Raw genomic sequence first — 24723 nt, forward strand, 5'->3', positions numbered from 1 at the left:
TACTATGACCACTCAAAACGATATGAACAGCCAATACCGGAAACTGCTAGCCGGCACAAATATCAGTTATTTTGATGCCGAAGAAGCGGTCAACGCAATTGCGCCCGGTGCCTACGCGACGCTGCCTTATACCTCTCGCGTTCTGGCTGAAAACTTGGTTCGCCGCTGCGAACCCGAAGCACTGACAGACTCCCTGAAACAACTGATTGAACGCAAACGCGACCTTGATTTCCCTTGGTATCCGGCGCGCGTGGTGTGTCACGACATTCTTGGTCAAACCGCATTGGTTGATTTGGCTGGCCTGCGCGATGCGATTGCAGAGCAGGGCGGCGATCCGGCTAAAGTGAACCCGGTGGTGGAAACGCAGTTGATTGTCGACCACTCGCTTGCGGTCGAACACGCAGGGTTTGAACCGGATGCGTTTGAGAAAAACCGCGCGATTGAAGATCGCCGCAACGAAGACCGTTTTCACTTCATCGAATGGTGTAAAACCGCGTTTAAAAACGTCAGCGTGATTCCTGCCGGCAACGGCATCATGCACCAGATCAACCTGGAAAAAATGTCGCCCGTGGTGCAACTGAAAAACGGTGTGGCGTTTCCTGATACGTGTGTCGGCACCGACAGCCACACGCCGCACGTCGATTCTCTTGGCGTCATCGCGATTGGTGTCGGCGGTTTGGAAGCCGAAACCGTGATGCTTGGTCGCCCATCCATGATGCGCCTGCCGGACATTGTCGGCGTGAAACTGACCGGCAAACGCAAACCGGGCATTACCGCCACTGATATCGTTTTGGCAATCACTGAATTTCTACGCGGCGAACGCGTGGTGTCGTCTTATCTTGAATTTTTCGGTGAAGGGGCGAAACAGCTCACCATCGGCGACCGCGCGACCATTTCCAATATGACGCCGGAATATGGTGCCAGCGCGGGCATGTTCTACATCGATGAACAGACCATCAATTACCTGAAATTGACCGGCCGCGATGCTGAACAAGTGGCGTTGGTTGAACAGTACGCCAAACAAACCGGCCTGTGGGCGGATGCGCTGGAGACGGCGCAATACGAACGCGTATTGGAGTTTGATCTCTCCCAAGTAGAACGTAACTTGGCTGGGCCTTCGAACCCGCATCGCCGCTTGCCCACCTCGCAACTGGCTGAGCGCGGTATCGCCGGAAAATGGGAACAGAAAGCGGGCGAAATGCCCGATGGCGCTGTGATCATCGCCGCAATTACGTCGTGTACCAACACCAGTAACCCACGCAACGTGGTCGCGGCTGGCTTGGTGGCGAAAAAAGCCAATGAACTGGGCTTGGTGCGTAAACCGTGGGTGAAAACCTCGTTTGCGCCGGGCTCGAAAGTCGCCAAATTGTATCTTGAAGAAGCCAAGCTGCTGCCTGAATTGGAACAGTTGGGCTTTGGCATCGTGGCGTATGCGTGTACCACCTGTAACGGCATGAGTGGCGCGCTGGATCCGACCATCCAACAAGAGATCATCGATCGCGATCTGTACGCGACCGCAGTGCTTTCAGGCAACCGCAACTTTGATGGCCGGATTCACCCCTACGCCAAACAGGCGTTTCTGGCCTCGCCACCGCTGGTCGTCGCTTATGCGCTGGCGGGTACGATTCGCTTTGATATCGAGCGAGATGCGCTGGGACATGATGCCAACGGGAAGCCGATTTACCTCAACGACATCTGGCCAAGCGATGAAGAGATTGATGCGATTGTGAATCAGCACGTTAAACCGGAGCAGTTCAATCAAGTCTACATTCAGATGTTTAAACTCGATGACGCCGAGCAAAACAGCAATCCGCTGTACGACTGGCGCCCAATGAGTACCTACATTCGCCGTCCGCCGTATTGGGAAGGCGCACTGGCGGGTGAACGCACGCTCAAAGGCATGCGCCCATTGGCGGTGGTGGGTGACAACATCACCACCGACCATTTGTCGCCATCGAATGCGATTCTGGCCAGCAGCGCCGCTGGTGAATACCTGACTAAAATGGGCGTGCCGGAAGAGGACTTTAACTCCTACGCGACGCATCGCGGCGATCACCTGACGGCGCAGCGCGCAACGTTTGCCAACCCGAAACTGTTCAATGAAATGGTCAAAGAGAATGGCGACGTGGTGCAAGGCTCGCTTGCGCGTATTGAACCGGACGGCAAAGTGACGCGCATGTGGGAAGCGATTGAAACCTACATGCAGCGCAAACAGCCGCTGATCATTGTGGCGGGCGCCGACTACGGCCAAGGGTCTTCACGTGACTGGGCAGCCAAAGGCGTGCGCTTAGCGGGTGTGGAAGCAATTGTCGCCGAAGGCTTTGAGCGCATCCACCGTACCAATCTGGTCGGCATGGGTGTGTTGCCCCTGCAATTCAAAGAGGGCGTGAACCGCCTCACGCTGAGGCTCGATGGCACCGAACTGTACGACGTAGTGGGCGATATCAAACCGGGCTGCGATTTGGCGCTGGTGATCACGCGTCAAAGCGGCGAGAAGCTGGATGTCGCGGTGACGTGCCGTTTAGATACCGCCGATGAAGTGCATGTGTATAACGCAGGCGGTGTGCTGCAGCGTTTTGCGCAAGACTTTCTGGCCAACTGAGAAGGAGTGATGCAATGAGCAATGTCAGCACAACTTCTCCATGGACCACGGCTGAGATGCTGTCTCAGCCCCTATCTTTTCAAAACCGAGAGTCTTCTCAAACCCGAGTGCCTGCGACGTACATGCGTGGCGGCACCAGCAAAGGGGTGTTTTTCCGTCTGTGCGATCTGCCGCCTGCGGCACAGGTGGCGGGCGCGGCGCGCGATCGCTTACTCATGCGCGTGATTGGCAGCCCGGATCCGTACGGTAAACAGATTGACGGCATGGGCGGTGCAACCTCAAGCACCAGTAAAACCGTGATTGTGTCGCAAAGCACCCAAGCGGATCACGACGTCGATTATCTGTTTGGACAAGTGTCGATTGATAAAGCGTTTGTCGACTGGAGTGGTAACTGCGGCAATTTGTCGGCGGCGATTGGCCCGTTTGCGATTTACGCCGGATTCATTGCGCCCGAGCGCATTCCTCACAACGGTGTGGTTGCGGTGCGTGTGTGGCAGGTCAATATCAGCAAAACCATCGTGGTGCATGTGCCGATCAAAGATGGCTTGGTGCAGGAAACTGGCGAGTTTGAACTTGATGGTGTGACGTTCCCAGCGGCTGAAATTCAGGTCGATTTTATGGATCCGGCTGATGGGGAAGGTTCTATGTTCCCGACCGGAAATTTGGTCGATGATCTTGATGTTCCGGGCGTCGGCACATTGAACGCCACGCTCATCAACGCGGGAATTCCGACGATTTTTGTCGATGCTGCGTCGATTGGTTATCAGGGCACGGAGCTACAGGATGACATCAACAATGACAGCCAAGCGCTGGCAATGTTTGAAACCATTCGTGCTTACGGCGCGCTGAAAATGGGGCTGATTCAAGACCTCAGCGAAGCGCAAACCCGCCAGCATACGCCCAAAATTGCGTTTGTCTCCACACCGCAAACCTACACCGCATCCAGCGGCAAACCCGTTGTGGCCAGTGATGTCGATGTACTGGTGCGCGCGTTGTCGATGGGCAAATTACATCACGCCATGATGGGAACCGCTGCCGTTGCCATCGCTGCCGCGGCGTGTGTGCCAGGAACGTTGGTCAATTTGGCCGCCGGTGGCGGAGAGAAAACGTCGGTGACCTTTGGTCACCCTTCGGGAACATTAAAAGTTGGCGCCAGTGCAAGCGAAACGACGCAAGGTTGGGTGGTTAAAAAAGCCGTGATGGGTCGCAGCGCACGTATTTTGATGGAAGGTTGGGTGCGCGTGCCCGCAGAAACCATCAACCACGGCTAAGCCAGAACAATCAAGGAGAAGCACCATGTCTGCATATTTAAAGGAATATCAATGGGCTAAGGATGAGCCGCAAGCGTTCTGGAAAGCGCAAGCCCAAAACATCGACTGGTTTGAATTCCCTCAAACCATTTTGCAAAAAGACGAACACGGCATTGAACGCTGGTTCCCGGATGGTTTACTCAACACCTCGTGGTTGGCGTTGGATTACCACTGTGAGCAGGGTCGTGGCGATCAAACCGCGCTGATTTATGACTCGCCGGTGACGGGTAAAAAGCAGCGTTACAGCTACACCGCGCTGCGGGATTGTGTCGCGCGCGTGGCGGGTATGTTGGCCGCGCAGGGCGTCACCAAAGGCGATCGCGTGATTATCTACATGCCGATGATCCCCGAAGCGGCGATGGCGATGCTGGCGTGTGCGCGTTTGGGCGCTATTCACTCGGTGGTATTTGGTGGTTTTGCGCCAAACGAGCTGGCGGTGCGAATTGAAGACGCCGAACCCAAAGTCATTATGACGGCCTCTTGCGGCGTAGAAGTCAACAAAGTGATTCCTTATAAGCCCTTGGTGGATAAGGCGATCATGGATAGCCGCTGGAAACCTGAACACGTGTTGGTGTATCAACGTCCGGAATGCCCGGCCGATTTAACCAGCGAGCGCGATTTGGAATGGAACACGCTGATTCAAAGTGCGCTACCGCACGCGTGTGTGCCCGTGTTGGCGACCGACCCGCTATACATTCTGTACACCTCGGGCACGACCGGTAAACCGAAAGGCGTGGTGCGCGACAACGGCGGTCACGCGGTGGCGCTCAAGTACTCGATGAGCAGTATTTATGACATGCCACAAGATGGCGTGTTTTGGGCTGCATCTGACGTGGGTTGGGTGGTGGGGCACTCATACATTGTTTACGCACCGCTGCTGCACGGCTGTACGACCATTTTGTACGAAGGCAAACCGGTGCGCACACCGGATCCGGGTGCTTTCTGGCGTGTGTGTCAGGAATATAAAGTGACCGCGCTGTTCTCTGCACCAACGGCTTTCCGTGCCATCAAAAAAGAAGATCCGGAAGGGGAACACCTCAAAAAGTATGACTTGTCGAGCGTGAAAACCATCTTTATGGCGGGTGAACGTTTGGATCCGCCGACTTTAGAATGGGTGGAATCAAAAACCGATAAGCCGGTGATTGACCACTGGTGGCAAACCGAAACGGGCTGGGCGATTGCCGGTAATCCGACCGGCATTGAGCTGATGCCGATTAAAGCGGGTTCAGCGACCAAGCCGATTCCGGGGTATCAAGTGGAGATCCTCAATGAACTCGGCGAGGTGCTGCCACCCAATCAACAAGGCTTTGTGGCGTTAAAACGCCCGTTGCCGCCCAGCTGTTTGCCGACTGTGTGGCGCAACCACGACCGTTTTGAGACCGGTTATCTGTCGCAATTTCCGGGGTACTACGTCTCGGGTGACGGCGGTTATCTCGATGAAGACGGTTATCTGTTCATCATGGGCCGCATTGACGATGTGATTAACGTTGCTGGCCATCGCCTCTCGACGGGTGAGATGGAAGAGATCGTCGGCGCCCACCCTGCGGTGGCGGAATGCGCGGTAGTCGGCGTGCACGATGAACTGAAAGGGCAGTTGCCACTCGGACTTGTGGTGCTGAAAGATGGCGTGAAGATCGATGCGTTGGCGCTGGAAACCGAATTGGTCAGCAGCGTGCGCAGTCAAATTGGCGCGGTGGCGTGTTTTAAACACGCACTGGTGGTGGAGCGATTACCCAAAACCCGTTCAGGTAAGATTTTGCGCCGCATTATCCGCCAGATTGCGGATGGCGAAAGTTACACGGTTCCATCCACCATTGACGATCCAACCAGCCTCAACGAATTGGAAAAGGTGCTGCATCATTAAGGTGTAGCTTGTGCTCAAGCCGCGTGAGGACGTTCTGGCATGCGGCCTGAGGAAACTAGGGGAAACGCAGTTCATTTTGACCCTTTGTGCTCCGCGCTCGCGGAGCATTTTTTTACCTGCCGCATACGATTCATTCTATGTATTCAAAATATATATGGGTAATTGCCTGAAATTTATCAACTTATGCAAATACTCATTATTTATTTCAATTAGTAGGCTTTACATATAGTAAGTAAAGCTTACTATATGCTTAACTTGTTTCTAAATGTAACCATACATTGAGAAAGATGAATAACATAAATCAAAAGGCGAAGTTATGACGGCTCCATCCATTGGCTATTTACTGTGGGATGTTATGCGTCTGGTACGGAAACAGTATCAGGAAGAATCGGGGGCGAATTGCCTCACCATTGCACAAGCCAAAGCGCTGTCACAGATCGCCCGTTATCAGGGCATCAAGCAGGTGGAGCTGGCGGAACTTCTCGAAATCAAACCGATGAGCTTGGTACGAGTGATCGACTCGTTGGTCGAAGAAGGGTTGGTTGAACGTCGTCCTGATCCCAAAGACCGCCGTGCCCATCAAATTTATTTGTTGCCTGATGCTGAGGCGCAATTAGTGAAAATTAAAGCCGTGAGCAATCGTATTTGGGATGAAGCCTTGCAAGGTTTAACTCCAGAAGCGCGCGAGCAATTCATCAGTACGCTGGAACACATTCACAGCAATCTCTCCAAATAAACAATACGTATCAGGAATATCTTGTATGTCTCACGAACAATCACAGACGCCTTCCCAACCTGCATCCAAACCACGTCGTAAAACCAAGCGGACCGTACTGCTTTTTCTGGTGCCCATCATGGCGGTGGCGGGAAGCGTGGCAGTCTATCTGCATGGGGGCCGTTATGTGGAAACCGATAACGCGTATGTGAAAGCTGATAAAACGTCAATTACTGCGGAAGTCTCCGGGCGCATCATCAATGTTCCGGTGGAAGAGAACCAACATGTCAAAGCGGGCGAGTTGCTGCTGCAAATCGACCCAACCTCATACGACATCGCGGTGGCACAGGCGCGCGCCAATCTTAATGATGTCAGCACCTCACTGACTACTTTGAAGGCAGAATACCAGAGCAAACTGGCGAACATTGAGGTGTCTAAAAGTCAGCATGAATACCTCAATAAAGAGGAAGCGCGTCAGTTTAACTTGTTGAAGAAAAAATACATTTCTGAATCTCAGTTTGATTCGGCGCGCCAGAAAACCCTGGTTGTGGAACTTGAAGTCAACGCACTGAAAAAAGAACTTAAGCAAATTGAAGAGAGCTTAGGCGGCGATGTGACGGCGCCAGTGGAACTGCATCCGAAATATCGTGCGGCGTTGGCAGCTCTGGAAAAAGCGGAAAACGATCTGCAACACGTCAATGTGTACGCGCCCGCAGATGGTGTGGTCACCAAAGTGGTCGAGAAAGGGCAATACACGTCACCGGGCACATTGGCGATGATGCTGATTTCAGCCTCGGATATTTGGATTGAAGCGAATTTTACCGAAACCGAATTGACGCACGTTCAGGTTGGCCAGGACGTGGACATCAATGTCGACTACGCGCCGGATTTCAAATGGCATGGCGTGGTGGAAAGCCTAAGCCCAGCAACTGGATCCGAATTCTCAATCATTCCGGCGCAAAATGCGACGGGCAACTGGGTAAAAATTGCACAACGCTTGCCGATTCGTATCCGCATTGAGGCAAACCCAGAAGCGCCGCAACTGCGTGCAGGGTTAAGTGCCGTCGTGACGGTTGATACCAAACATCAACGTCATCTGTCGCTGTAAGGGTGAGGCGTTCAGATGGAAAGTCATGCGACATCTGTCGCGAGTGATGACAGCGGTAAACGCGGGTTTATTACGCTGTCGGTCATGCTTGCGACCATCATGCAGGCACTCGATACCACCATTGCAAACGTGGCGCTGCCGCACATGCAAGGTGCCATGAGTGCAACGCAGGATCAAATCTCATGGGTTCTGACGTCGTACATCGTCGCCGCCGCAATTGCGATGCCCCTGACGGGCTTTATCGCGGCGCGCATTGGGCGTAAGCGTCTGTTCCTCTATTCAGTGGTTGGATTTACGTTTGCGTCAGTGCTGTGTGGTGCGGCGCAATCGCTGGAACAAATCATCCTCTTTCGCTTGTTGCAAGGGATCTTCGGTGCTAGCTTGGTGCCGCTCTCCCAGTCGGTGCTGCTCGACACGTATCCCACTGAACAACATGGTTCGGCGATGGCGATGTGGGGCGTGGGTGTCATGGTTGGGCCGATTCTTGGCCCGTCATTGGGGGGCTGGCTCACCGAGTACTACAACTGGCGCTGGGTGTTTTACATCAACGTGCCGTTTGGGATCTTGGCGTGGCTTGGCATTGCGGCGTTTGTGAAAGAAACCAAGTTAGACCCCAGTCGGCGCTTTGATGTATTTGGCTTTGCGCTGCTCGGCCTTGCGATTGGGTGCTTGCAGATGTTTCTCGATCGCGGTGAATCGCAGAACTGGTTCTCTAGTATGGAGATCGTCATTGAAGCGGGCATTTCCGTGTTGGCGTTTTACATGTTCACCGTGCACATGTTTACTGCCAAAGCACCGTTTTTAGAGCCGGTCATGTTCAAAGACCGCAACTTTGTGGTCGGGCTGTTGTTTGGCTTCATGATGGGCGTGATTTTGCTCGCGACGATGGCGTTATTGCCGCCGTTCCTGCAAAACTTTATGGATTATCCGGTGTTGGATGTTGGCTTACTGCTCACGCCACGCGGTTTTGGCACCATGGTCGGCATGATGATCGTCGGGCGGTTATCGGGCAAAGTGGATTTGCGTTACCTGATCACCATTGGGTTATTGCTGATGATCTTCTCGTTGTGGGAAATGACGCACTTTTCAGTGTTCGTCACACGTTGGGAAATCATTCATACCGGGATTGTGCAGGGGCTGGGGCTGGGATTGGTCTTTGTGCCGCTGTCGACGCTCACGTTCTCCACATTGGAACCGCGCTATCGGAATGAAGGAACGGCGCTATTTAGCCTGATTCGTAACATTGGTAGCAGCATCGGTATTTCGATGGTGGTAACTTATCTTGCGCACCGCGCGCAGATTAACCATGCGGTCTATTCCGAGCACATCAATCTGTTCAATCCGGCGTTGCAAGAGGCGGTGCAGAAAGGGGTGTATGACATCTCGAGCACGGCGGGATTGGTTGAAGTCAACAGCATGGTCAGCAGCCAAGCCTATATTTTCGGCTATTTGCAGGATTTCCGTTTCATGATGTACGTCTGTGTGGTGATGATTCCGCTTTTGGTTTTGTTACGCAAGCCGGGGAAACGTTAAGTTTCTATTGAATAAAACGCCGCTCTGCGGCGTTTTTGTTTTATTTTCTCAAGTATTAATCTCAATACTTAGCTTTTTGCGATAAAAACTCACCACACCACGATGTTTTTTTCTCGGACGATCTTATAAAATCTCCTCAAGACTTCTTGATTAACTTCACAAAAATGTCATCAGTTTCGCTCCAAGCGGCCCAAATAGCAGATTTAGAAATTTTGAATCAATTGATGTTCGACCTACACGATGAACACCATCGCGCCTGCCCGGAATATTTCAAAACGGCAGAAGAGGTGGAGCAGGAAAAGAGTATCGCGCGCTATATTGAAAATCCGGATTGCTTGGTGCTGGTAGCGAAAGTCGATACCCAGATCGTCGGTTTCATTACGGGGTATTTTAGTGAATTAGTCTCATCGGTCAGTAAGCCTGTGCCGATGGGCAGTATTGATGAGCTCTATGTGATGCCGCAATACCGCCAACAAGGCATCGCACGCCAACTGTTTTCTCGTTTAGAGCAAACGTTTGTTGAGTATGGCGTGGCCGAGGTGTTTGTCGAAGTCTGGGATTTTAACAAGGAAGCACAATTATTTTATCAGGATGTCGGTTTTTCCCATCATATTCATTGGTTGAGAAAGTCAGTGCGTCGTTCTTAGGTGGCTGACCCTTTGTGATAATAGGTTATTAGTGTGTACAAGCGATTGTCAGTACTCGGCTTCAGTTTAGTGATTTCTCTCGCGGCGTCGTTTTTTACGTATGCCGCTCCCCAAGTCGCGCCCGAGCATTTAAGAGGGGCGCTGTGCCTTGTTCGAGCTGACGACAAAATTGTGTTGGTCGACGAGATCATTACCAAACAACTCTCCCTGCCTGGCGGTACCATTGAAGGCGGGGAATCACCAGAATTGACGGCACAACGTGAAACGTGGGAAGAAACAGGCTTGGTGGTAACGGTCGGCAAACTGCTGGGCTATACCGAAAGTGCCGCCGTTTATGATTGCGTCAGCGATTCAGACATCATCGTGTATCAATACATCAATCGCTGGGGCGGGTATGAATTGCCAGTGTGGTTTGCACCGCATTACGGCATTGAAGTGTCACAAGCGATGTTGGTGCATCCGAGCCGAATTGCAGACAGCCAATATCGTTTCCCCAAACAGTGGGCGCATATTCAAACGCTATTTAAGGACGCGACCAATCAGTCAACCAATGTGGTGCCTGAACTGATTAAAGCGGCCCCCGCGCTGCATCAAACCGAAATCGGTTGGATTGTGGCGCTGCAATACGCAGTGGCAAGTTTGCCGCACGTGGTTGAAATGGCGTTGAGCCAACTGATTTTGGTCAGCGGTGCGTTGGCATCACCAGTGCTGGGGCTGTTGCTGTTTCCGTTTTTTTATTGGCAAAGTGGCCGCGCGTTTTGCTACAAAGCTTTCTTTTCTGTCACGGTGATTTCGCTGGTGTGCTTGATCGCTCAGCAAGGGTTTGCCTTGCCGCGCCCACATGCGTACATGCCATCGATTCAACTGGTGAGCAGCTCGGGTCATGGCTTCCCTAGTTTACCGTTGGCGGTGTGGGTGTGTTTAGGCATTCTCTGGCTGCTGGAAAATGAAAAACTGGGTTGGAACAAAAGTACAGGCGCGCTGCTGGTCTCAGTGTTGTGGTTGTCGTTATCCAAGTTCTATTCAGGCAGCGCGTTTATCGTCGATATGTTGGTCGGTGCGGTGCTGGGTGCGTTGGTTGCATGGCACATTGTGCGTCTGGATGAAAAGGCGCAAATTCAGGTGGATCGCTTGCTGTGCTCAAGAGGGCCGTGGCTCACTTTGACGGCGATCGCCGCGGTGGTTACGTATTTGTGGCCGATGCCTGTGTTCACCTCTTGGCTGGTCGTGTTAGCGGTCATGACCGTGGTGGTGATGCTGACGCGAGATGCCAACACCCATGCGATGTCATTTCGACAACTGCTGTTTGTCATTATGGCCTTACTGCTCGCAAATGAGCTGGTGAGTTACGCTGCAACGTTCGTGTCATCCAGTGGCACATGGTCGTTGGCGTTGAGCACACTGCGCGAGCCGATTCTGATCATCTTGTTCGTGCTCATGGCACGGCTCGCAACGCGGCAGTCCGTCACGGAAGTGACTCCCTCATGCGATTGAACAAAGCCCGGTGATCTCACCGGGTTTTTTATTTCCTGTCCTTTGCTCATTACGCCCTTCGAATAATATTCTGTTATTTCAACAAATTGTTCGAGTATTCCTCTCATCAGTAAATTGGCCTGATTCGGCCGGTTTCTGCACCGACTTAATTTCACGCGAAATCATCATGTCATCTGAATATTTGGAAATGGCCGATTTCTTATTGCGATAACGTACTGATATATAATCAGTAAAAATTATTGTAAGAATTTATTTATTAAATATTAATATGAAACGCTTGTCATAAAATTACCGTAGTCATAGGATAGCTGAGAACACTTTTTGTACAGGATATGTGCAAAAGATTCGTCTGGTTTTGACAAAATTATCTATACGTTATGGTCATTCCATCTGAAATGACCTCATGGAGGATACAAGATGTGTAATGTTTTAGTGTCTTTTGCTGAACAGGTAAAAGCGGCCCCAAACAGCATCGCAGTGAGTCACGGTGATCGACATTTAACTTATCAGGAACTTGCCCACAGAAGTGACGCATTGTGTGGCGTTCTACAGCAAAACAACGTGCAGTCTGGCGACATTGTCCCTTTAATTGCACAGCGAACCCCGGAATTTATCATCGGCATCTTGGCCATTTTAAAAGCAGGGGCAAGTTACATTCCCGTCGATATTCATTACCCGCAAAAGCGCATTATTAACATTACCGAGCAAAGCCATGCACCGGTGATCCTCCTGAGTCACAACGCGTTTTCTTCCATCCTTGGCGACACCGACAAACGGGTGATTGCCATCGATCGCGAGACAGTAAGCAGCGCAAATACGTTCACGCCAGTGCCGATTGCCGCCGACAGTACCGCCTATGTGATCTTTACGTCGGGCACCACGGGCGTGCCCAAAGGCGTGATGGTGTCGCATGCATCCTTATACAACTTAGTGAAATGGCATAACGATGAATTCGACATGACGCCCGCCAGTCGTAGTTCCTTGATTGCGGGGATCAGTTTCGACGTCGCGCAATGGGAGGTTTGGTCGCCGCTGATGTGTGGGGCGCGATTGGTGTTGCCAGACAACGAAGAAACCCGCTTACAACCTGCCAGTTTGTTGAAGTTCTTTGCCAAAAACGACATCACACACGGTTTTGTGCCCACGGTGATGGTGGCTGAGTTGGTCGGTCAGCCGCAGCCCGATACGCTGGCGCTGCGTTACTTGTTCACCGCTGGTGAAAAACTCAGTCCGCTTAATTTGAGCCAAGTGCCTTACCAAGTGGTCGATTATTATGGGCCAACGGAAGCCACCATTTTTGCCACGTGCAACCCGGTGGAATGCGTTACCCACAATCCACAACCGAGCATTGGTTTCCCAATTGCAGGCGCCGAGGTGTTTATTTTAGATGAGCAGTTGCAGCGCGTGCCCAAAGGGGAGCCGGGGGAACTCTTTATTGCCGGACCTGGGCTTGCTAAAGGGTATCTTCACAATCCTGAGTTGACCGATCAAGCGTTTGTTACCGCGCCTTCGGTGCCGAATATGCGTTTGTATCGCAGTGGTGACCGCGCGCGTCAATTGGCAGATGGGCGGATTCAGTTCTTGGGGCGTTTGGATGATCAGGTGAAAATCCGTGGGAACCGAATTGAGTTGGGCGAAATTGAAAGCGTTCTGCTGCAAGTGAAAGGGGTAACTTCAGCCGTGGCTCTGGTCACCGATGAAGCGTCGTTGGGTGAGAAAAAAATCCTCGCCTTTGTGGCGGCAGACGGCGTGGAAACGGCGACGTTGCGCGACAAATTAGCAGAGTTGCTCCCGGACTATTTCATGCCTGCGGCGATTCGAATTCTACCGCGTTTGCCATTAACGCCGAATGGCAAAACTGACAAACCCGCGCTGCTGGCGAGTTACCGCGCCGAAGTGGCGCACGAATCCAATGCGGTCTTCCAAGGGCTTGAAGCGGTGTTGGCCGAAATCTGGAAAAGACTGTTGGGCATGACGATTGCGTCGGCGGATGACAATTTCTTTGACCTTGGTGGCCATTCGTTGATGGCGGCCAAACTCGCCACGGCCATCACCCAGAAAACGGGCACACGTGCTTACGTGCGTGATATTTACGACTCACCGACCATTCGCACGTTGGCACAGACATTAGAAGAGCGCAGCAAAGAAACACCACCGACTGCAGATAGCGAGCCGCTGCGTATTTTGCAAGACGATGTGTTTCTCTCGGATGACATCGTGTTCAACAACGATTGGCGTGCTGAACAGATCACCGCGCCACGCACGATTTTCCTCACCGGCGCCACCGGTTTTGTCGGCTCACAGCTGTTAGCGGATCTGTTAAAAACAACGTCGGCGCACATTTATTGCGTGGTTCGCAGCCACAGTGACGAACAAGCGCGCAAACGCATTGGCGACACCTTAGCGCGCCATGCCGTAGGGTTGTCGGCGGAGCAAGCGGAGCGAGTTCATCCGTTAGCCGGAGACTTGGCTGAGCCGAATTTCGCGCTGTCGCCAGAGGTGTACCAGCAATTGTGCCAAGACACCGACATTATTTATCACTCGGCTAGCGCAGTGAACTTCATTCAACCCTATTCGTGGATGAAGCGCGATAACGTGCAAGGGCTGCGCGAAGTCATTCGGTTTGCTGGCGCGACCCGCACCAAACCGCTGATGTTGCTGTCGACCATCTCCGTTTACAGTTGGGGACACCTGCATACAGGGAAAACGGTGATGCGCGAAGTTGACAGCATCGATCAGAACTTGCCTGCGGTGATCACCGATATCGGCTACGTGCGCAGTAAATGGGTGATGGAGAAAATTGCGGATCTGGCTGAATCACGCGGCTTGCCGTTGATGACGTTCCGCCTTGGTTACGCCACTTGCCACAGTCAATCGGGGGCGAGTGCGGATTATCAATGGTGGGGACGTTTGGTGAAAACCTGCTTGGAAAGCAAAACAATGCCGATCTTGCGCGATCTGCGAGAAGGGTTAACCACCGTCGATTACATGACGCAGTCGATTGCGGTCATCACCCGTAATCCAGAGGCGTTGGGGCACAAGTTCAACCTCATTCATGAGCAGAAAAATAACCTGACGTTGGAAGCCTTCTTCCAAAAACTGGAGCATGAGTTCAACCTACAATTTAAACGCATGCCATTCACAGACTGGCTCGCGCAGTGGGAAGAGGATGTCGATGCGCCATTGTATCCGCTGCTGAGTCTGTTTAAAGACAACATGACGGGCGGGCAATCAACCGTGCAGCTTTACCAAGACACATATATATGGGATTGCAGTAACGTGAAAGCGTTTTTGCAGGGCAGTGGTGTTGAGGAACCGATCTTTAACCGCGAGCTGCTAGAGCGCTACTTGCAACGCTCGATCGGTTATACGATTCCTCAATCCGCCAATGTGGCCGAGGAAATGTTGAGTTGAGCGTGACGCCGCTTCAATTCGAACGGTGATTCACCTTATTTGTCATTCACCTAATGGGTGATTCACTGTTTCATTTTATCGGTAGTTCATTTGATTGATAATGGAAAAAGGGCGTCTCAATTGAGTTTGAGACGCCCTTGTTTCTTAAGGTTGAAGTGTTTACCGATTAGCTTTCAAGGCTGAGGTAAGTTTCCAAGAATTGGCACACTTTTACCAAGTCATCGACGGCGATGTACTCTTCGGTGGTGTGTACTTTGGCCATCCCAGTCGAGATGTTCACCGTGGTCAAGCCTTTCTCATTGAAGTTGTTGGCATCGCTACCGCCACCGGTACGTTTGGTTTTCGCTTCAATACCCATGGCGTTAAACGCTGCTTTGAGTTCGCAAATCAGCGGATGCGCTTCGTCCAGCACAAAAGCGTTGTATGCACGAGTCGATTGAATCACCGCTTCTGCACCATGTTTTTTCGCCACGGTGTCAAACGTTGAAATCATGTGCTCGACTTGCGCCGCCAGCTTGTCATCATTCAACGAACGCGCTTCGGCGACGATGGTCAGCTCTGGCATCACGATGTTGGTCGCCTGACCGCCATTCACCATGCCGATGTTGGCAGTGGTTTCTTCATCAATGCGCAGCAGTTTCATTTGGGTAATCGCGTCGGCCGCTACGCTGATGGCACTGATGCCATCTTCTGGCACAAGGCCAGCGTGCGCAGGTTTGCCTTTGATGGTCACAGTGAGTTTCTGTTGACCCGGTGCCGCTTTGACAATAGTGCCAATTGGACCGCCGGTATCCAGTACCACCGCTTTGGTGGATTGAATGAAGTTCATGTCGAAGTTTTGTGAGCCTTTCAAGCCACCTTCTTCATGCACGGTGAACGTAATTTCAATGGTTTTGTGGGCACGGTTTTGTTCTTTCAGTGCGCGCACGGCTTCCAGAATCGCCGCGATACCGGACTTGTCATCGCCCCCTAAAATGGTGTTGCCTTTTGAGCGGATGATGCCATCTTCGATGATGGGTTCAATGCCGATGCCCGGTTTGACCGTGTCCATATGACAGCTCAATACCACGCTGTCCGCTAAGGTGCCGTCGAGGCGAGCATAAATGTTGAAGCCGTTGGAGACCGCTTCAGGAACCGGCAATTTGTGGACCGTAAAACCCAGTTCGCCCAATTGCTCACACAGGTGTTCGCCAATGGCTTTTTCGTTGCCAGATTCACTATCAATTTGAATGAGTTGCAGGAAGTTGTCGATCAGACGCTGCGAGTGGATGTGACTCATAATAATACCTCGTAGGGAACAGTGGTCATACGATGCATGGAATTGCTGCGAACTGTGCTGAGTTAAATCAATAAAGCACGTAAAAAAGGCCAGTGATCACACTGGCCTTTTATGACGGTTTAAGAACATGGCGGTTTAGACCACGCACTCACATTCGTCAGGGTCGTGCCGTAAACAGCAGGTGTCGAGTTCAAGCAGTGCATCCGAGAACGAGAGCGGCTTGGCATAATAATAGCCTTGTTGATACTGCACGCCTTTCTCTTTGAGATAACACGATTGCACTTTGGTCTCGACGCCTTCGGCGACAATTTCGACCTGTAGTTGATGGGACAGATCAATGATGGCGTTTAGCACCGGCGCATTGACCGACTCCACACCGATGGTATCGACGAAGCATTTGTCGATTTTAAGAAAATCGAACTCAATGTTCTGCAATACGGAAAGCGCGGTACGTCCGGTACCGAAATCGTCAATCGCAACGAGAATGCCGCTGTTGCGCAGTTCATGCAGCACTTGTTGGCCTTGCTCATCCAGCAACTGACGTTCGGTGATTTCGGCAATCAACTGCAGGTTAATGTCTTTGTATGCCTTTGCGTACTGCTTCAGTTTTTCGACGCACACCGGATCAAGCAAATAGGATGGGGGAATATTCACCCCCATGTGATGACATTCCATCAATTTCGCTTTGCTCCAATCACGGAGGACGCTATCCAACACATAGTCCGTCAGCTTATTGATGAGGCCGAACTCTTCTGCAATGGGAATAAAATTATCCGGGCCGACAAAGCCTAACTTCGGATTGACCCATCGCACTAACGCTTCAAACCCTTTGATTTCGCAGGGTTCACTTCGAACGACAGGTTGGTACGCCATAAACAGCTCGCGCCGTTCAAGCCCTTTCCGTAAGTCGTCCACCAAAGAGGAACGCCCACCGAAGAAAAACAGCAGAATGGTGATCAGTACGGAGATAGCGAATGACACCGGAAGCGCACCCAATAGGTAAAAGGTTAATCGCTCGGTGACATAAGGATCGCTGGCTTCCAGCATTAACAAAAAGCTGTATCGATCGGACTTGGCGACCACACTGCGATTGACGGTATTGAAACTGGCGTTATATGGGTACGTTGTGTCGTGAAGTTTAAAGGCTAGCTTCTTGATTCGGTTGTCGGTGTGATAACCCAAACGTCCGGCAATGTAGTTTTTTTCAACCACAGAGATCACGCCGTGGGTCGTGTCGTGCGCATCGGCATCAATAACCAACAGCGTCCGTTTTGCAGGATCGCCTTCCAAATCAAACAGCACCACATTCGATTTGATTTGACCGTTCGGATAATAGCGGCTGATGTCACGACTCAGCTCGCCACGCTTGGACGAGCAGGTGATCGTCCCATCATTGACGATCAACATTTCCCGCAAAATGCTCTCAAACAGCAGGTCGTCCTGCAATTTTTCGCAATTTCTCGGGTTATAAAGTGCTTTTTCGTTTTCGTTTCTCAGTTCATTGATAATGACTTCAATACGAGAAACGTATGAATTGGCCATGTTCGTTAAATTGCTGTCGACGCTTTCCATGCCTGCGCGATACGCCGCAGAAATGACAATGGGTAAAGGCAACAGGATGATGGCCAGAGCCCGTTTCATCCATTGAATTTGTTGTTTGGAAAGTCGTCTTAACATAAATGAAATTTGTCTTAAAAATGATACATGCAACCAAATGCTTGCGCAGTATAAGTGAACAACCTCAAATCACGAAGGGTTATATTTGAACATTGCGTAATTTTTACACTGTTAGAATTTTGTCTGTGCCTTGTTTTGCTTAACGATTTTGTAACGTCAAGATTACCCTGTACGCATTTGTGTACTGTTGAATGTTGCTGATATTTTGTTCGCCCCAATCACTTATTCAACAAAATTATTATTTTATATCAATGAGTAATTGAGCATTTTTACCACAGTTTTATTAATTTATACCTTTGATATTAGACGAAGGTAATGAATGTAATAAAAAAGTTACACTGCGTCTGGTCGACAGATGATGGGCAATGATTGGCTCCTCTATATCTTTTTAAAGCGCGCTCATTCAAATTTATAACAACTAATTAACATCAAAGAGACGATTGAACGGAAGGAGTAGAGCATGAGCGCCAACATCAACCCATTGGGTACCGATGGCTTTGAATTTGTCGAGTACACGGCCGCAGATCCCCAAGGTATTGACGATCTAAAGCAGCTGTTTTCTTCGTTAGGGTTTGCTGAAATTGCCAAACATCGTTCCAAAGAAGCGTGGTTGTATCGCCAAGGCGACATCAACTTTATCGTCAATGCGCAGCCGCGTAGCCAAGCCGAAGCGTTTGCCAAAATCCACGGCCCATCCGTTTGCGGCATGGCTTTTCGTGTCGAAGATGCCGCATCTGCGCTTAAACATGCGTTAAACAACGGCGCAGAGGAGTACAAAACTGAAATCGGCCCGATGGAACTGAGTATTCCAGCGATTTACGGCATTGGCGAAAGCTTGTTGTACTTTGTTGATCGTTATGGCGATCACAGCATTTACGATGTCGACTTCCACTTTTATGACGATGCTGCCGCGCGCATGCAGGAAGCCCAAGCGGGTTTGATGGTGATCGATCACCTCACGCACAACGTGAAACAAGGCCACATGGACACTTGGTCTGGCTTTTATGAGCGTATCGGCAATTTTCGCGAGATTCGCTACTTTGATATCGAAGGCAAACTCACCGGGTTGGTGAGCCGTGCAATGACCGCGCCGTGTGGCAAAATCCGCATTCCGATCAATGAATCCTCGGACGATAAATCACAGATTGAAGAGTTCATTCGTGAATATAACGGCGAAGGCATTCAGCACATTGCGCTGAGCACCGACGACATCTACCAAACCGTGCGCACGCTGCGTGAACGTGGCATGGACTTTATGCCAACGCCGGATACGTATTATGAGAAAGTCGATGCGCGTGTTGAAGGCCATACTGAGAATGTCGACGAGCTCAAAGCGTTGCGCATTCTGATTGACGGTGCACCGATGAAAGACGGCATTCTGCTGCAAATCTTTACTCAAACTGTGATTGGCCCAGTGTTCTTTGAAATCATTCAACGTAAAGGCAATGAAGGCTTCGGTGAAGGCAACTTCAAAGCGCTGTTTGAATCGATTGAAGAAGATCAGATTCGTCGAGGAGTATTGAGCGATGCATAAGTGGATGACCTTCCCGCACCGGGAAGGGGTATGCTCCAAACAGGCGCATGCCGATTTCCCGAGTGACGCAATTTATGAACGTGAAGCGGGCCGCAGCGGTTTCTTTGGCCCAGCGGCACACTTCCATCATCAACATGCCCCAACGGGTTGGAGCAAGTGGGAGGGCGAACTGCGCCCACGCGCGTTTAACTTCAATCACGTTACTGAAGCCTCGCAGCTTTCTCCTTGGTGTGTGCCGCACTTATTGCACAACCAGGACGTGAAGGTTCGCGTCTGGAAGCTGGCGCAGCCGATGGAGTGCCTAGTGCGCAACGCCGATGGCGACGACTTGCTGTTTGTTCATCAGGGCAAAGCGGATTTGTACTGCGATTACGGCCATATGCATATCAGCGAAGGGGATTACGTGTTGATCCCGCGCTCGACCAACTGGCGTTTAGAACCGCAAGAGCCGCTGTTTCTGCTGATGATTGAGAACACTGACGCGGCGTACACGCTGCCGGAGAAAGGTATTGTCGGCAATCATGCGGTATTTGATCCTGCCGTGTTGGAAGTGCCAAGCATCAATGACGCGTTCAAAGCGCAGTATTCCGAGCAGCAAACACAGGTTCAGGTCAAACGCCATGAGCAGGTGAGTGTGATTACCTATCCGTTTAACCCCCTAGATGCAATTGGCTGGCACGGTGATTTGGCGGTGGTCAAACTCAACTGGCGCGACATTCGCCCGTTGATGTCGCATCGTTATCATTTGCCACCGTCTGCACACACGACGTTTGTCGGTGCCGGTTTTGTGGTGTGTACGTTTGTGCCGCGTCCGATTGAAAGCGACCCGGGCGCGCTCAAAGTGCCGTTTTACCACAACAACGATGATTACGATGAAGTGCTGTTTTACCACGCTGGTGATTTTTTCAGCCGTGACAATATCGAAGCGGGTATGGTGACTTTCCACCCAGCCGGCTTTACCCACGGCCCGCATCCGAAAGCGTTTCAAGCTGGGATGGAATATAAGAAAAAATTCACCGATGAAGTGGCTGTGATGATCGATACGCGTCATGCACTACAGTTTGGTGAAGCGGCACAAAAGGTGGAAAACCGCGAGTACGTCTACAGTTGGAAAGCAGTCAAAGAATAAGGACAGACAATGAAGTTAGCGACGCTGAAAAATCATACCCGTGACGGGCTGCTTGTGGTCGTCAGCCGTGATTTAACCAAATGCATTGCCGTGCCGGAGATTGCGGAGAATCTGCAGCAAGCGCTGGACAACTGGAGCATGAACGAATCGATGCTCGATGAAGTGTATCAGGCGCTGAATGAGGGGGAGCTGTATAACGAAATGGAGTTTGACCCGACGCTGTGCGAATCGCCCTTACCACGCGCCTATCAATGGGCCGACGGTTCTGCGTACGTCAATCACGTGGAGCTGGTGCGTCAAGCGCGCGGTGCTGAAATGCCGCCAAGTTTCTGGACTGATCCGCTGATGTATCAAGGTGGCTCCGATACCTTCCTCGGCCCGAAAGACGATATCCTGATGGAAAGCGAAGCGTGGGGCATCGATTTTGAAGGTGAGGTGGCGGTGATCACCGACGATGTGCCGATGGGCGCAGATGCGGAACACGCGGCGCATGCGATTCGCCTGATCATGCTGGTTAATGATGTGTCTCTGCGCGGCCTGATTCCCGGCGAACTGGCCAAAGGGTTCGGCTTTTTCCAATCCAAACCGTCGTCGGCGTTTTCGCCAGTGGCTGTTACGCCCGATGAGCTGGGCGAACACTGGGATGGTGGCAAGGTGACGCTGCCGCTGCTGTCGACCTATAACGGTGTGCCGTTTGGTTGCCCGAATGCCGGCGTGGACATGACGTTTGCATTTCCACAACTCATCGCCCACGCGGCGAAAACCCGCCCGTTAGGTGCGGGCGCGATCATTGGTTCGGGCACCGTGTCGAATAAACAGGGCACCGATTTTGGTACTGCGATTGCTGAAGGGGGCGTCGGCTATTCCTGCATTGCAGAAGTGCGCATGATCGAAACCATTCGCGATGGTCAGCCAGCAACACCCTTCATGAAGTTTGATGACACCATCAAATTGGAGATGCTTGATCATCACGGACAAACGATCTTTGGCAGCATTGAACAACGTGTGGTGCAATATTTACCGCCCAAGCAGGTGATTTATGAGTGAACGTCAACTCTACGGCTACTGGCGATCATCGGCAGCGTATCGAGTGCGGATTGCGCTTCATCTCAAAGGGTTGGCATACACACACTGTCCGGTGCATCTGGTGAAAGAGGGCGGCGAACAGCACAGCGCTGCCTATCATCAATTAAACCCCAGTGAGTTAGTGCCGACCTTGGTTGATGGAAAAGTGACATTGTCACAGTCTTTGGCCATTATCGAATACTTGGATGATGTGTATCCGCAAATGCCCTTGATCCCAAGAAGTGGGCATAAGAAATATCAAGTGTTGTCGCTGGCGCACGATATTGCGATGGACATTCATCCCATCAACAACCTGCGCGTTCTACAGTATCTCAGCAGCGAACTTGCGGTGAACGATGCGCAAAAAGCCGAATGGTATCGCCATTGGGTGCAGGTCGGGTTTGCTGCATTTGAAGAGAAGCTCAACACGCGCGCTGGGGCATTTTGTGTCGGCGACGAACTGTCGCTGGCGGATGTGTGTTTGGTGCCGCAGGTTTATAATGCCGAGCGTTTTGGTGTCGATATGACGCCGTATCCACAAATTGCACGAATCAGTGAGTCCTTGCGTCATATTCCCGGCTTTATCAAAGCCGCGCCAGAGCGCCAGCCGGATTCTCAGTAGCGGGAAACTTTGTATCATTGGTTAGAAATAACCTTCGCGCTGATAAGGGTTTAGTTGCATTGCAGCACAATGGCTCCCATAATGTTCGCGTCATGTGTCGCAGGGTCACTACGGCCTTGCTGACACCCAAATATGGGGAATTAAGTGTGCTTACTGCCATTAAAACGCTGCACAGCAAAATGTTTGAATTGGAACAATGGCGCATAGGGATCGTGCATCAAAGCCTCAATGAGGTGCTTACCATGGGCGTTCAGCCGAACAATATGGAGTGGTTTCCAGTTCAGCACTACGATTTTGTTGCCGACCCGTTCTTATTTACACTCGATCATCAACAGTACCTTGCCTGCGAAGTCTTTGACTATCTGCGCGGTAAGGGCAAACTCAAATGTTTCGACTTATCCGGAAAAGAATACCCATTTTTTGATGCCATCAATGCCCTCGGTGGACATAAATCGTATCCGTTGGTGATGGAACATCAGGGCGATTATTACGCCATTCCGGAAACCAGCGATCGCCGTGAAGTGGCGCTGTATCGGTTTGACCGTGCGACCCAACAATTCGTTTGGCATCAGGCGTTGCTGTCTGGTGGCGATTATGTGGATACCTCCGTGGTGGAACATCAAGGATATTGGTATCTGTTTACCTCTGGCGCCAGCGATCCATTCACGCAGCATCTGTTTATTTCCGATGAGTTCGCCGGGCCGTATCAAGAGCACCCATTATCTCCCATTTGTCGTGATGTGTGTGGCGGTCGAAATGGTGGCGCTATCTTAAAACATGAAGGCGATCTGTATCGCTTTGGACAAAACTGCGATGGCGGTTATGGCAAAAGCTTATTGGTGATCCGAATCAACACGTTGACGCCGACAGACTATTCAGAGTCCTACGTCAATGAACTGCGTCCGGTCGCGCCTTACAGCGATGGAATTCATACCCTTGCTCATGACGGTGACACCATCATCATCGATGCTAAAATTCACACCTACTACCTCAAAAACCTGTTGAAGAAGACGATATTTAAAATCATGGAACGATTTGATATTGAACGCCCCTATGATTAAGTGCTATTAAGCGATAGCAGACTGAGAAAAGGGAGCGGCAAGCGCACATATGTCTTTAGAACAATTGATTTCGGATTATGGCTATTTTGCCATTGCGGCCGGGACCTTTTTTGAAGGGGAAACCATTCTGGTTTTAGGCGGCTTTGCTGCGCATCGGAGCTATTTAGAGCTGCCTTGGGTCATTGTGTGTGCGTTTGCAGGTACCTTGTTTGGCGATCAACTGTATTACTACATCGGCCGAATCAAGGGCAAACAAGCGTTGGCCAAACGGCCCCATTGGCAACAAAAATCTCAGCGTGTGTTTGAACTGCTGGATAAACACCAAATTCTACTGATCTTAGGATTTCGGTTTTTGTACGGTTTGCGCACGGTCACGCCGTTTTTGATTGGGGCAAGTAAAGTGCCACCGCTGCGTTTTCTGATTTTTAATGTCATTGGCGCGGCTTTCTGGGCGATTACTGTGGGTGTATTGGGCTATCTGTTTGGCAATACGCTGGAAATAGTGATTGGCAACATCAAGCATTATGAGATGCAGGCCTTCGCCGTCATTGCGCTCGTTGGCGTAGTCGCTTGGTTTCTACGTCATCGCAAGAAACGTTCACCATCAGATACTCAATAACATCATGACGCCCTTGGTTTTTCACCCAGGGCGTTTTATTTAACGGATTAATTTACTTAACGCATTCATTGATTTAGCGCGCTAATGCGGGGTAGGTAAAGAAAACCAGATGCGTGAGGTTAAAGGCGAAATGGAACAGGACCGCGACCCAGAGTCGGCCACTCCAGTGATACGCCAAACCATATCCCAAACCCGCCAATGCGGCGAACATGACCAAGAGCAATCCGCCAGCCACATGGGCTAAGCCAAACAGCAGACTTGCACTCAAAATGCCCACGATGGTGCCGCCCACACGTGTCAATGTTTGCTGAATCACACCGCGAAACAGTGCTTCTTCAACCACACACGTTAGCAACAGGTTGTTGAGCGCAAATAGCCACAACCAACCCGGCAGCGAAAACTCGGGTTTCAGCGCGCCTAAAAACCAAGCGACCAACAACAACCCGAGCAGTGGCGGTAAAACGCATAGCGTCTTTCGCCATTGAGGGGCCGCTTGCGTGCTCAGCAGCGCTGGAAATGCCAGCCAAAGCGCAAAGAAGACCAAAGGTTTGTCGATGTTGAGATAGAGCGAAAATGGCATACTCATCGGGCCGGAAATCACCTTATCGAGAACTTGCGTGTTGCCAAAACCGGGGAGGGCGTGAATCATCAATGCCACGCACCACAGCAGCAATCCGCACCAAGCCAGTGTGTGTTTATAGCCGGTGAGCTTGGGAATGACAGCGCCTAAGCCTAATCCAAGCAGGCTGATCAATAGCGCGAGAGTGGAGAGCTTATCGCCCAGCCACGCCCCCGCTAAAGTCACCGCCAATAAAGTCAGCACGGCCGGGCGTTGTTTGCACAGCGCGGCAAGAATCGCGAGGATCAGAGGGATCCAAATCCACAGCGAGCTAGTGATGTTCATGTTGTTTTCCACAGCGTTTATGGTGCTCATCGCACGAAAGGCGGCGATTCTATGCAACACGGCACAAGAAACAGATTCTACCAGTCAGTACAGAGTTCTAATTATTTGAAACAATGTTTTAAATTTCATTTTCCCTTACGGAATAT

General features: G+C 51.2%; 17 protein-coding genes and 1 pseudogene. 15 read left to right on the plus strand and 3 right to left on the minus strand.

Annotation, left to right across the window (positions count from 1 at the left end):
- The first annotated feature begins 4 nt into the window (after positions 1-4).
- From acnD to VFA_RS06445, 9 genes and pseudogenes are all read left to right on the plus strand, one after another.
- Entirely contained in the window at positions 5-2602 is a 2598-nt protein-coding gene (acnD, locus tag VFA_RS06405; protein ID WP_004725791.1) for a Fe/S-dependent 2-methylisocitrate dehydratase AcnD, read from the plus strand.
- 56 nt (positions 2603-2658) lie between these two features.
- Entirely contained in the window at positions 2659-3873 is a 1215-nt protein-coding gene (prpF, locus tag VFA_RS06410) for a 2-methylaconitate cis-trans isomerase PrpF (RefSeq protein WP_086027288.1), read from the plus strand.
- Between the two features lie 13 nt (positions 3874-3886).
- A pseudogene (locus VFA_RS06415) lies at positions 3887-5776 on the plus strand (propionyl-CoA synthetase); the annotation flags it as partial.
- A 316-nt stretch (positions 5777-6092) separates the two neighbouring features.
- Positions 6093-6512 (plus strand): MarR family winged helix-turn-helix transcriptional regulator, encoded by a 420-nt coding sequence (locus tag VFA_RS06420; RefSeq protein WP_004725797.1) that lies wholly within the window; start codon positions 6093-6095, stop codon positions 6510-6512.
- 25 nt (positions 6513-6537) lie between these two features.
- Positions 6538-7599, plus strand: coding sequence for an HlyD family secretion protein (locus VFA_RS06425; RefSeq protein WP_004725800.1), 1062 nt, complete (start codon positions 6538-6540; stop codon positions 7597-7599).
- A gap of 15 nt (positions 7600-7614) precedes the next feature.
- Positions 7615-9132, plus strand: a complete 1518-nt coding sequence (locus VFA_RS06430) for a DHA2 family efflux MFS transporter permease subunit (RefSeq protein ID WP_004725802.1) — start codon at positions 7615-7617, stop codon at positions 9130-9132.
- Positions 9133-9296: 164 nt separating this feature from the next.
- A complete protein-coding gene (locus VFA_RS06435; protein WP_014205034.1) occupies positions 9297-9779 on the plus strand; it encodes a GNAT family N-acetyltransferase in 483 nt (160 codons plus the stop codon).
- 33 nt (positions 9780-9812) lie between these two features.
- The gene (locus tag VFA_RS06440; RefSeq protein WP_038151108.1) at positions 9813-11273 is read left to right on the plus strand and encodes an NUDIX hydrolase; all 1461 of its coding nucleotides are present in this window, start codon (positions 9813-9815) and stop codon (positions 11271-11273) included.
- Positions 11274-11690: 417 nt separating this feature from the next.
- On the plus strand, positions 11691-14687 hold the full coding sequence (locus VFA_RS06445; protein ID WP_004725807.1) for a non-ribosomal peptide synthetase family protein: 2997 nt from the start codon (positions 11691-11693) through the stop codon (positions 14685-14687).
- A 166-nt stretch (positions 14688-14853) separates the two neighbouring features.
- On the opposite strand, the gene VFA_RS06450 is transcribed toward VFA_RS06445, so the two are convergent.
- Positions 14854-15966 carry a M20/M25/M40 family metallo-hydrolase gene (locus tag VFA_RS06450; RefSeq protein WP_004725809.1) on the minus strand — a complete coding sequence of 371 codons (1113 nt, stop codon included), beginning with the start codon at positions 15964-15966 and terminating at the stop codon, positions 14854-14856.
- A gap of 135 nt (positions 15967-16101) precedes the next feature.
- Positions 16102-17643 carry an EAL domain-containing protein gene (locus tag VFA_RS06455; protein ID WP_038151111.1) on the minus strand — a complete coding sequence of 514 codons (1542 nt, stop codon included), beginning with the start codon at positions 17641-17643 and terminating at the stop codon, positions 16102-16104.
- Positions 17644-18103: 460 nt separating this feature from the next.
- On the opposite strand from VFA_RS06455, the gene hppD reads away from it, so the two are divergent.
- From hppD to VFA_RS06485, 6 genes are all read left to right on the plus strand, one after another.
- Positions 18104-19177, plus strand: coding sequence for a 4-hydroxyphenylpyruvate dioxygenase (gene hppD, locus VFA_RS06460; RefSeq protein ID WP_004725813.1), 1074 nt, complete (start codon positions 18104-18106; stop codon positions 19175-19177).
- Positions 19170-20306, plus strand: coding sequence for a homogentisate 1,2-dioxygenase (locus VFA_RS06465; RefSeq protein ID WP_004725815.1), 1137 nt, complete (start codon positions 19170-19172; stop codon positions 20304-20306). The genes hppD and VFA_RS06465 overlap by 8 nt, the downstream gene beginning before the upstream one ends.
- Before the next feature lie 9 nt (positions 20307-20315).
- Complete coding sequence (locus VFA_RS06470) at positions 20316-21353, plus strand: fumarylacetoacetate hydrolase family protein (protein ID WP_004725816.1); 1038 nt, start codon at positions 20316-20318, stop codon at positions 21351-21353.
- Entirely contained in the window at positions 21346-21993 is a 648-nt protein-coding gene (gene maiA / locus VFA_RS06475) for a maleylacetoacetate isomerase (RefSeq protein WP_004725817.1), read from the plus strand. Before VFA_RS06470 ends, maiA begins: the two co-directional genes overlap by 8 nt.
- A 146-nt stretch (positions 21994-22139) precedes the next feature.
- A complete protein-coding gene (locus tag VFA_RS06480; protein WP_004725821.1) occupies positions 22140-23054 on the plus strand; it encodes a glucosamine inositolphosphorylceramide transferase family protein in 915 nt (304 codons plus the stop codon).
- 49 nt (positions 23055-23103) lie between these two features.
- The gene (locus tag VFA_RS06485) at positions 23104-23673 is read left to right on the plus strand and encodes a DedA family protein (RefSeq protein ID WP_004725823.1); all 570 of its coding nucleotides are present in this window, start codon (positions 23104-23106) and stop codon (positions 23671-23673) included.
- 73 nt (positions 23674-23746) lie between these two features.
- Here the strand turns inward: VFA_RS06485 and VFA_RS06490 are convergent, their stop codons facing one another.
- Entirely contained in the window at positions 23747-24577 is an 831-nt protein-coding gene (locus tag VFA_RS06490; RefSeq protein WP_004725825.1) for a CPBP family intramembrane glutamic endopeptidase, read from the minus strand.
- Between the last annotated feature and the right edge of the window lie 146 nt (positions 24578-24723).

This window comes from Vibrio furnissii CIP 102972, from assembly GCF_000176175.1.
Lineage (GTDB): Bacteria > Pseudomonadota > Gammaproteobacteria > Enterobacterales > Vibrionaceae > Vibrio > Vibrio furnissii.

Bases quoted from the DNA above. Each gene is read 5' to 3' on its own strand.
- acnD (WP_004725791.1), top strand. From the start codon at position 5: ATGACCACTCAAAACGATATGAACAGCCAATACCGGAAACTGCTAGCC.
- prpF (WP_086027288.1), top strand. From the start codon at position 2,659: ATGCTGTCTCAGCCCCTATCTTTTCAAAACCGAGAGTCTTCTCAAACC.
- VFA_RS06420 (WP_004725797.1), top strand. From the start codon at position 6,093: ATGACGGCTCCATCCATTGGCTATTTACTGTGGGATGTTATGCGTCTG.
- VFA_RS06425 (WP_004725800.1), top strand. From the start codon at position 6,538: ATGTCTCACGAACAATCACAGACGCCTTCCCAACCTGCATCCAAACCA.
- VFA_RS06430 (WP_004725802.1), top strand. From the start codon at position 7,615: ATGGAAAGTCATGCGACATCTGTCGCGAGTGATGACAGCGGTAAACGC.
- VFA_RS06435 (WP_014205034.1), top strand. From the start codon at position 9,297: ATGTCATCAGTTTCGCTCCAAGCGGCCCAAATAGCAGATTTAGAAATT.
- VFA_RS06445 (WP_004725807.1), top strand. From the start codon at position 11,691: ATGTGTAATGTTTTAGTGTCTTTTGCTGAACAGGTAAAAGCGGCCCCA.
- VFA_RS06450 (WP_004725809.1), bottom strand. From the start codon at position 15,966: ATGAGTCACATCCACTCGCAGCGTCTGATCGACAACTTCCTGCAACTC.
- VFA_RS06455 (WP_038151111.1), bottom strand. From the start codon at position 17,643: ATGTTAAGACGACTTTCCAAACAACAAATTCAATGGATGAAACGGGCT.
- hppD (WP_004725813.1), top strand. From the start codon at position 18,104: ATGAGCGCCAACATCAACCCATTGGGTACCGATGGCTTTGAATTTGTC.
- VFA_RS06465 (WP_004725815.1), top strand. From the start codon at position 19,170: ATGCATAAGTGGATGACCTTCCCGCACCGGGAAGGGGTATGCTCCAAA.
- VFA_RS06470 (WP_004725816.1), top strand. From the start codon at position 20,316: ATGAAGTTAGCGACGCTGAAAAATCATACCCGTGACGGGCTGCTTGTG.
- maiA (WP_004725817.1), top strand. From the start codon at position 21,346: ATGAGTGAACGTCAACTCTACGGCTACTGGCGATCATCGGCAGCGTAT.
- VFA_RS06485 (WP_004725823.1), top strand. From the start codon at position 23,104: ATGTCTTTAGAACAATTGATTTCGGATTATGGCTATTTTGCCATTGCG.
- VFA_RS06490 (WP_004725825.1), bottom strand. From the start codon at position 24,577: ATGAACATCACTAGCTCGCTGTGGATTTGGATCCCTCTGATCCTCGCG.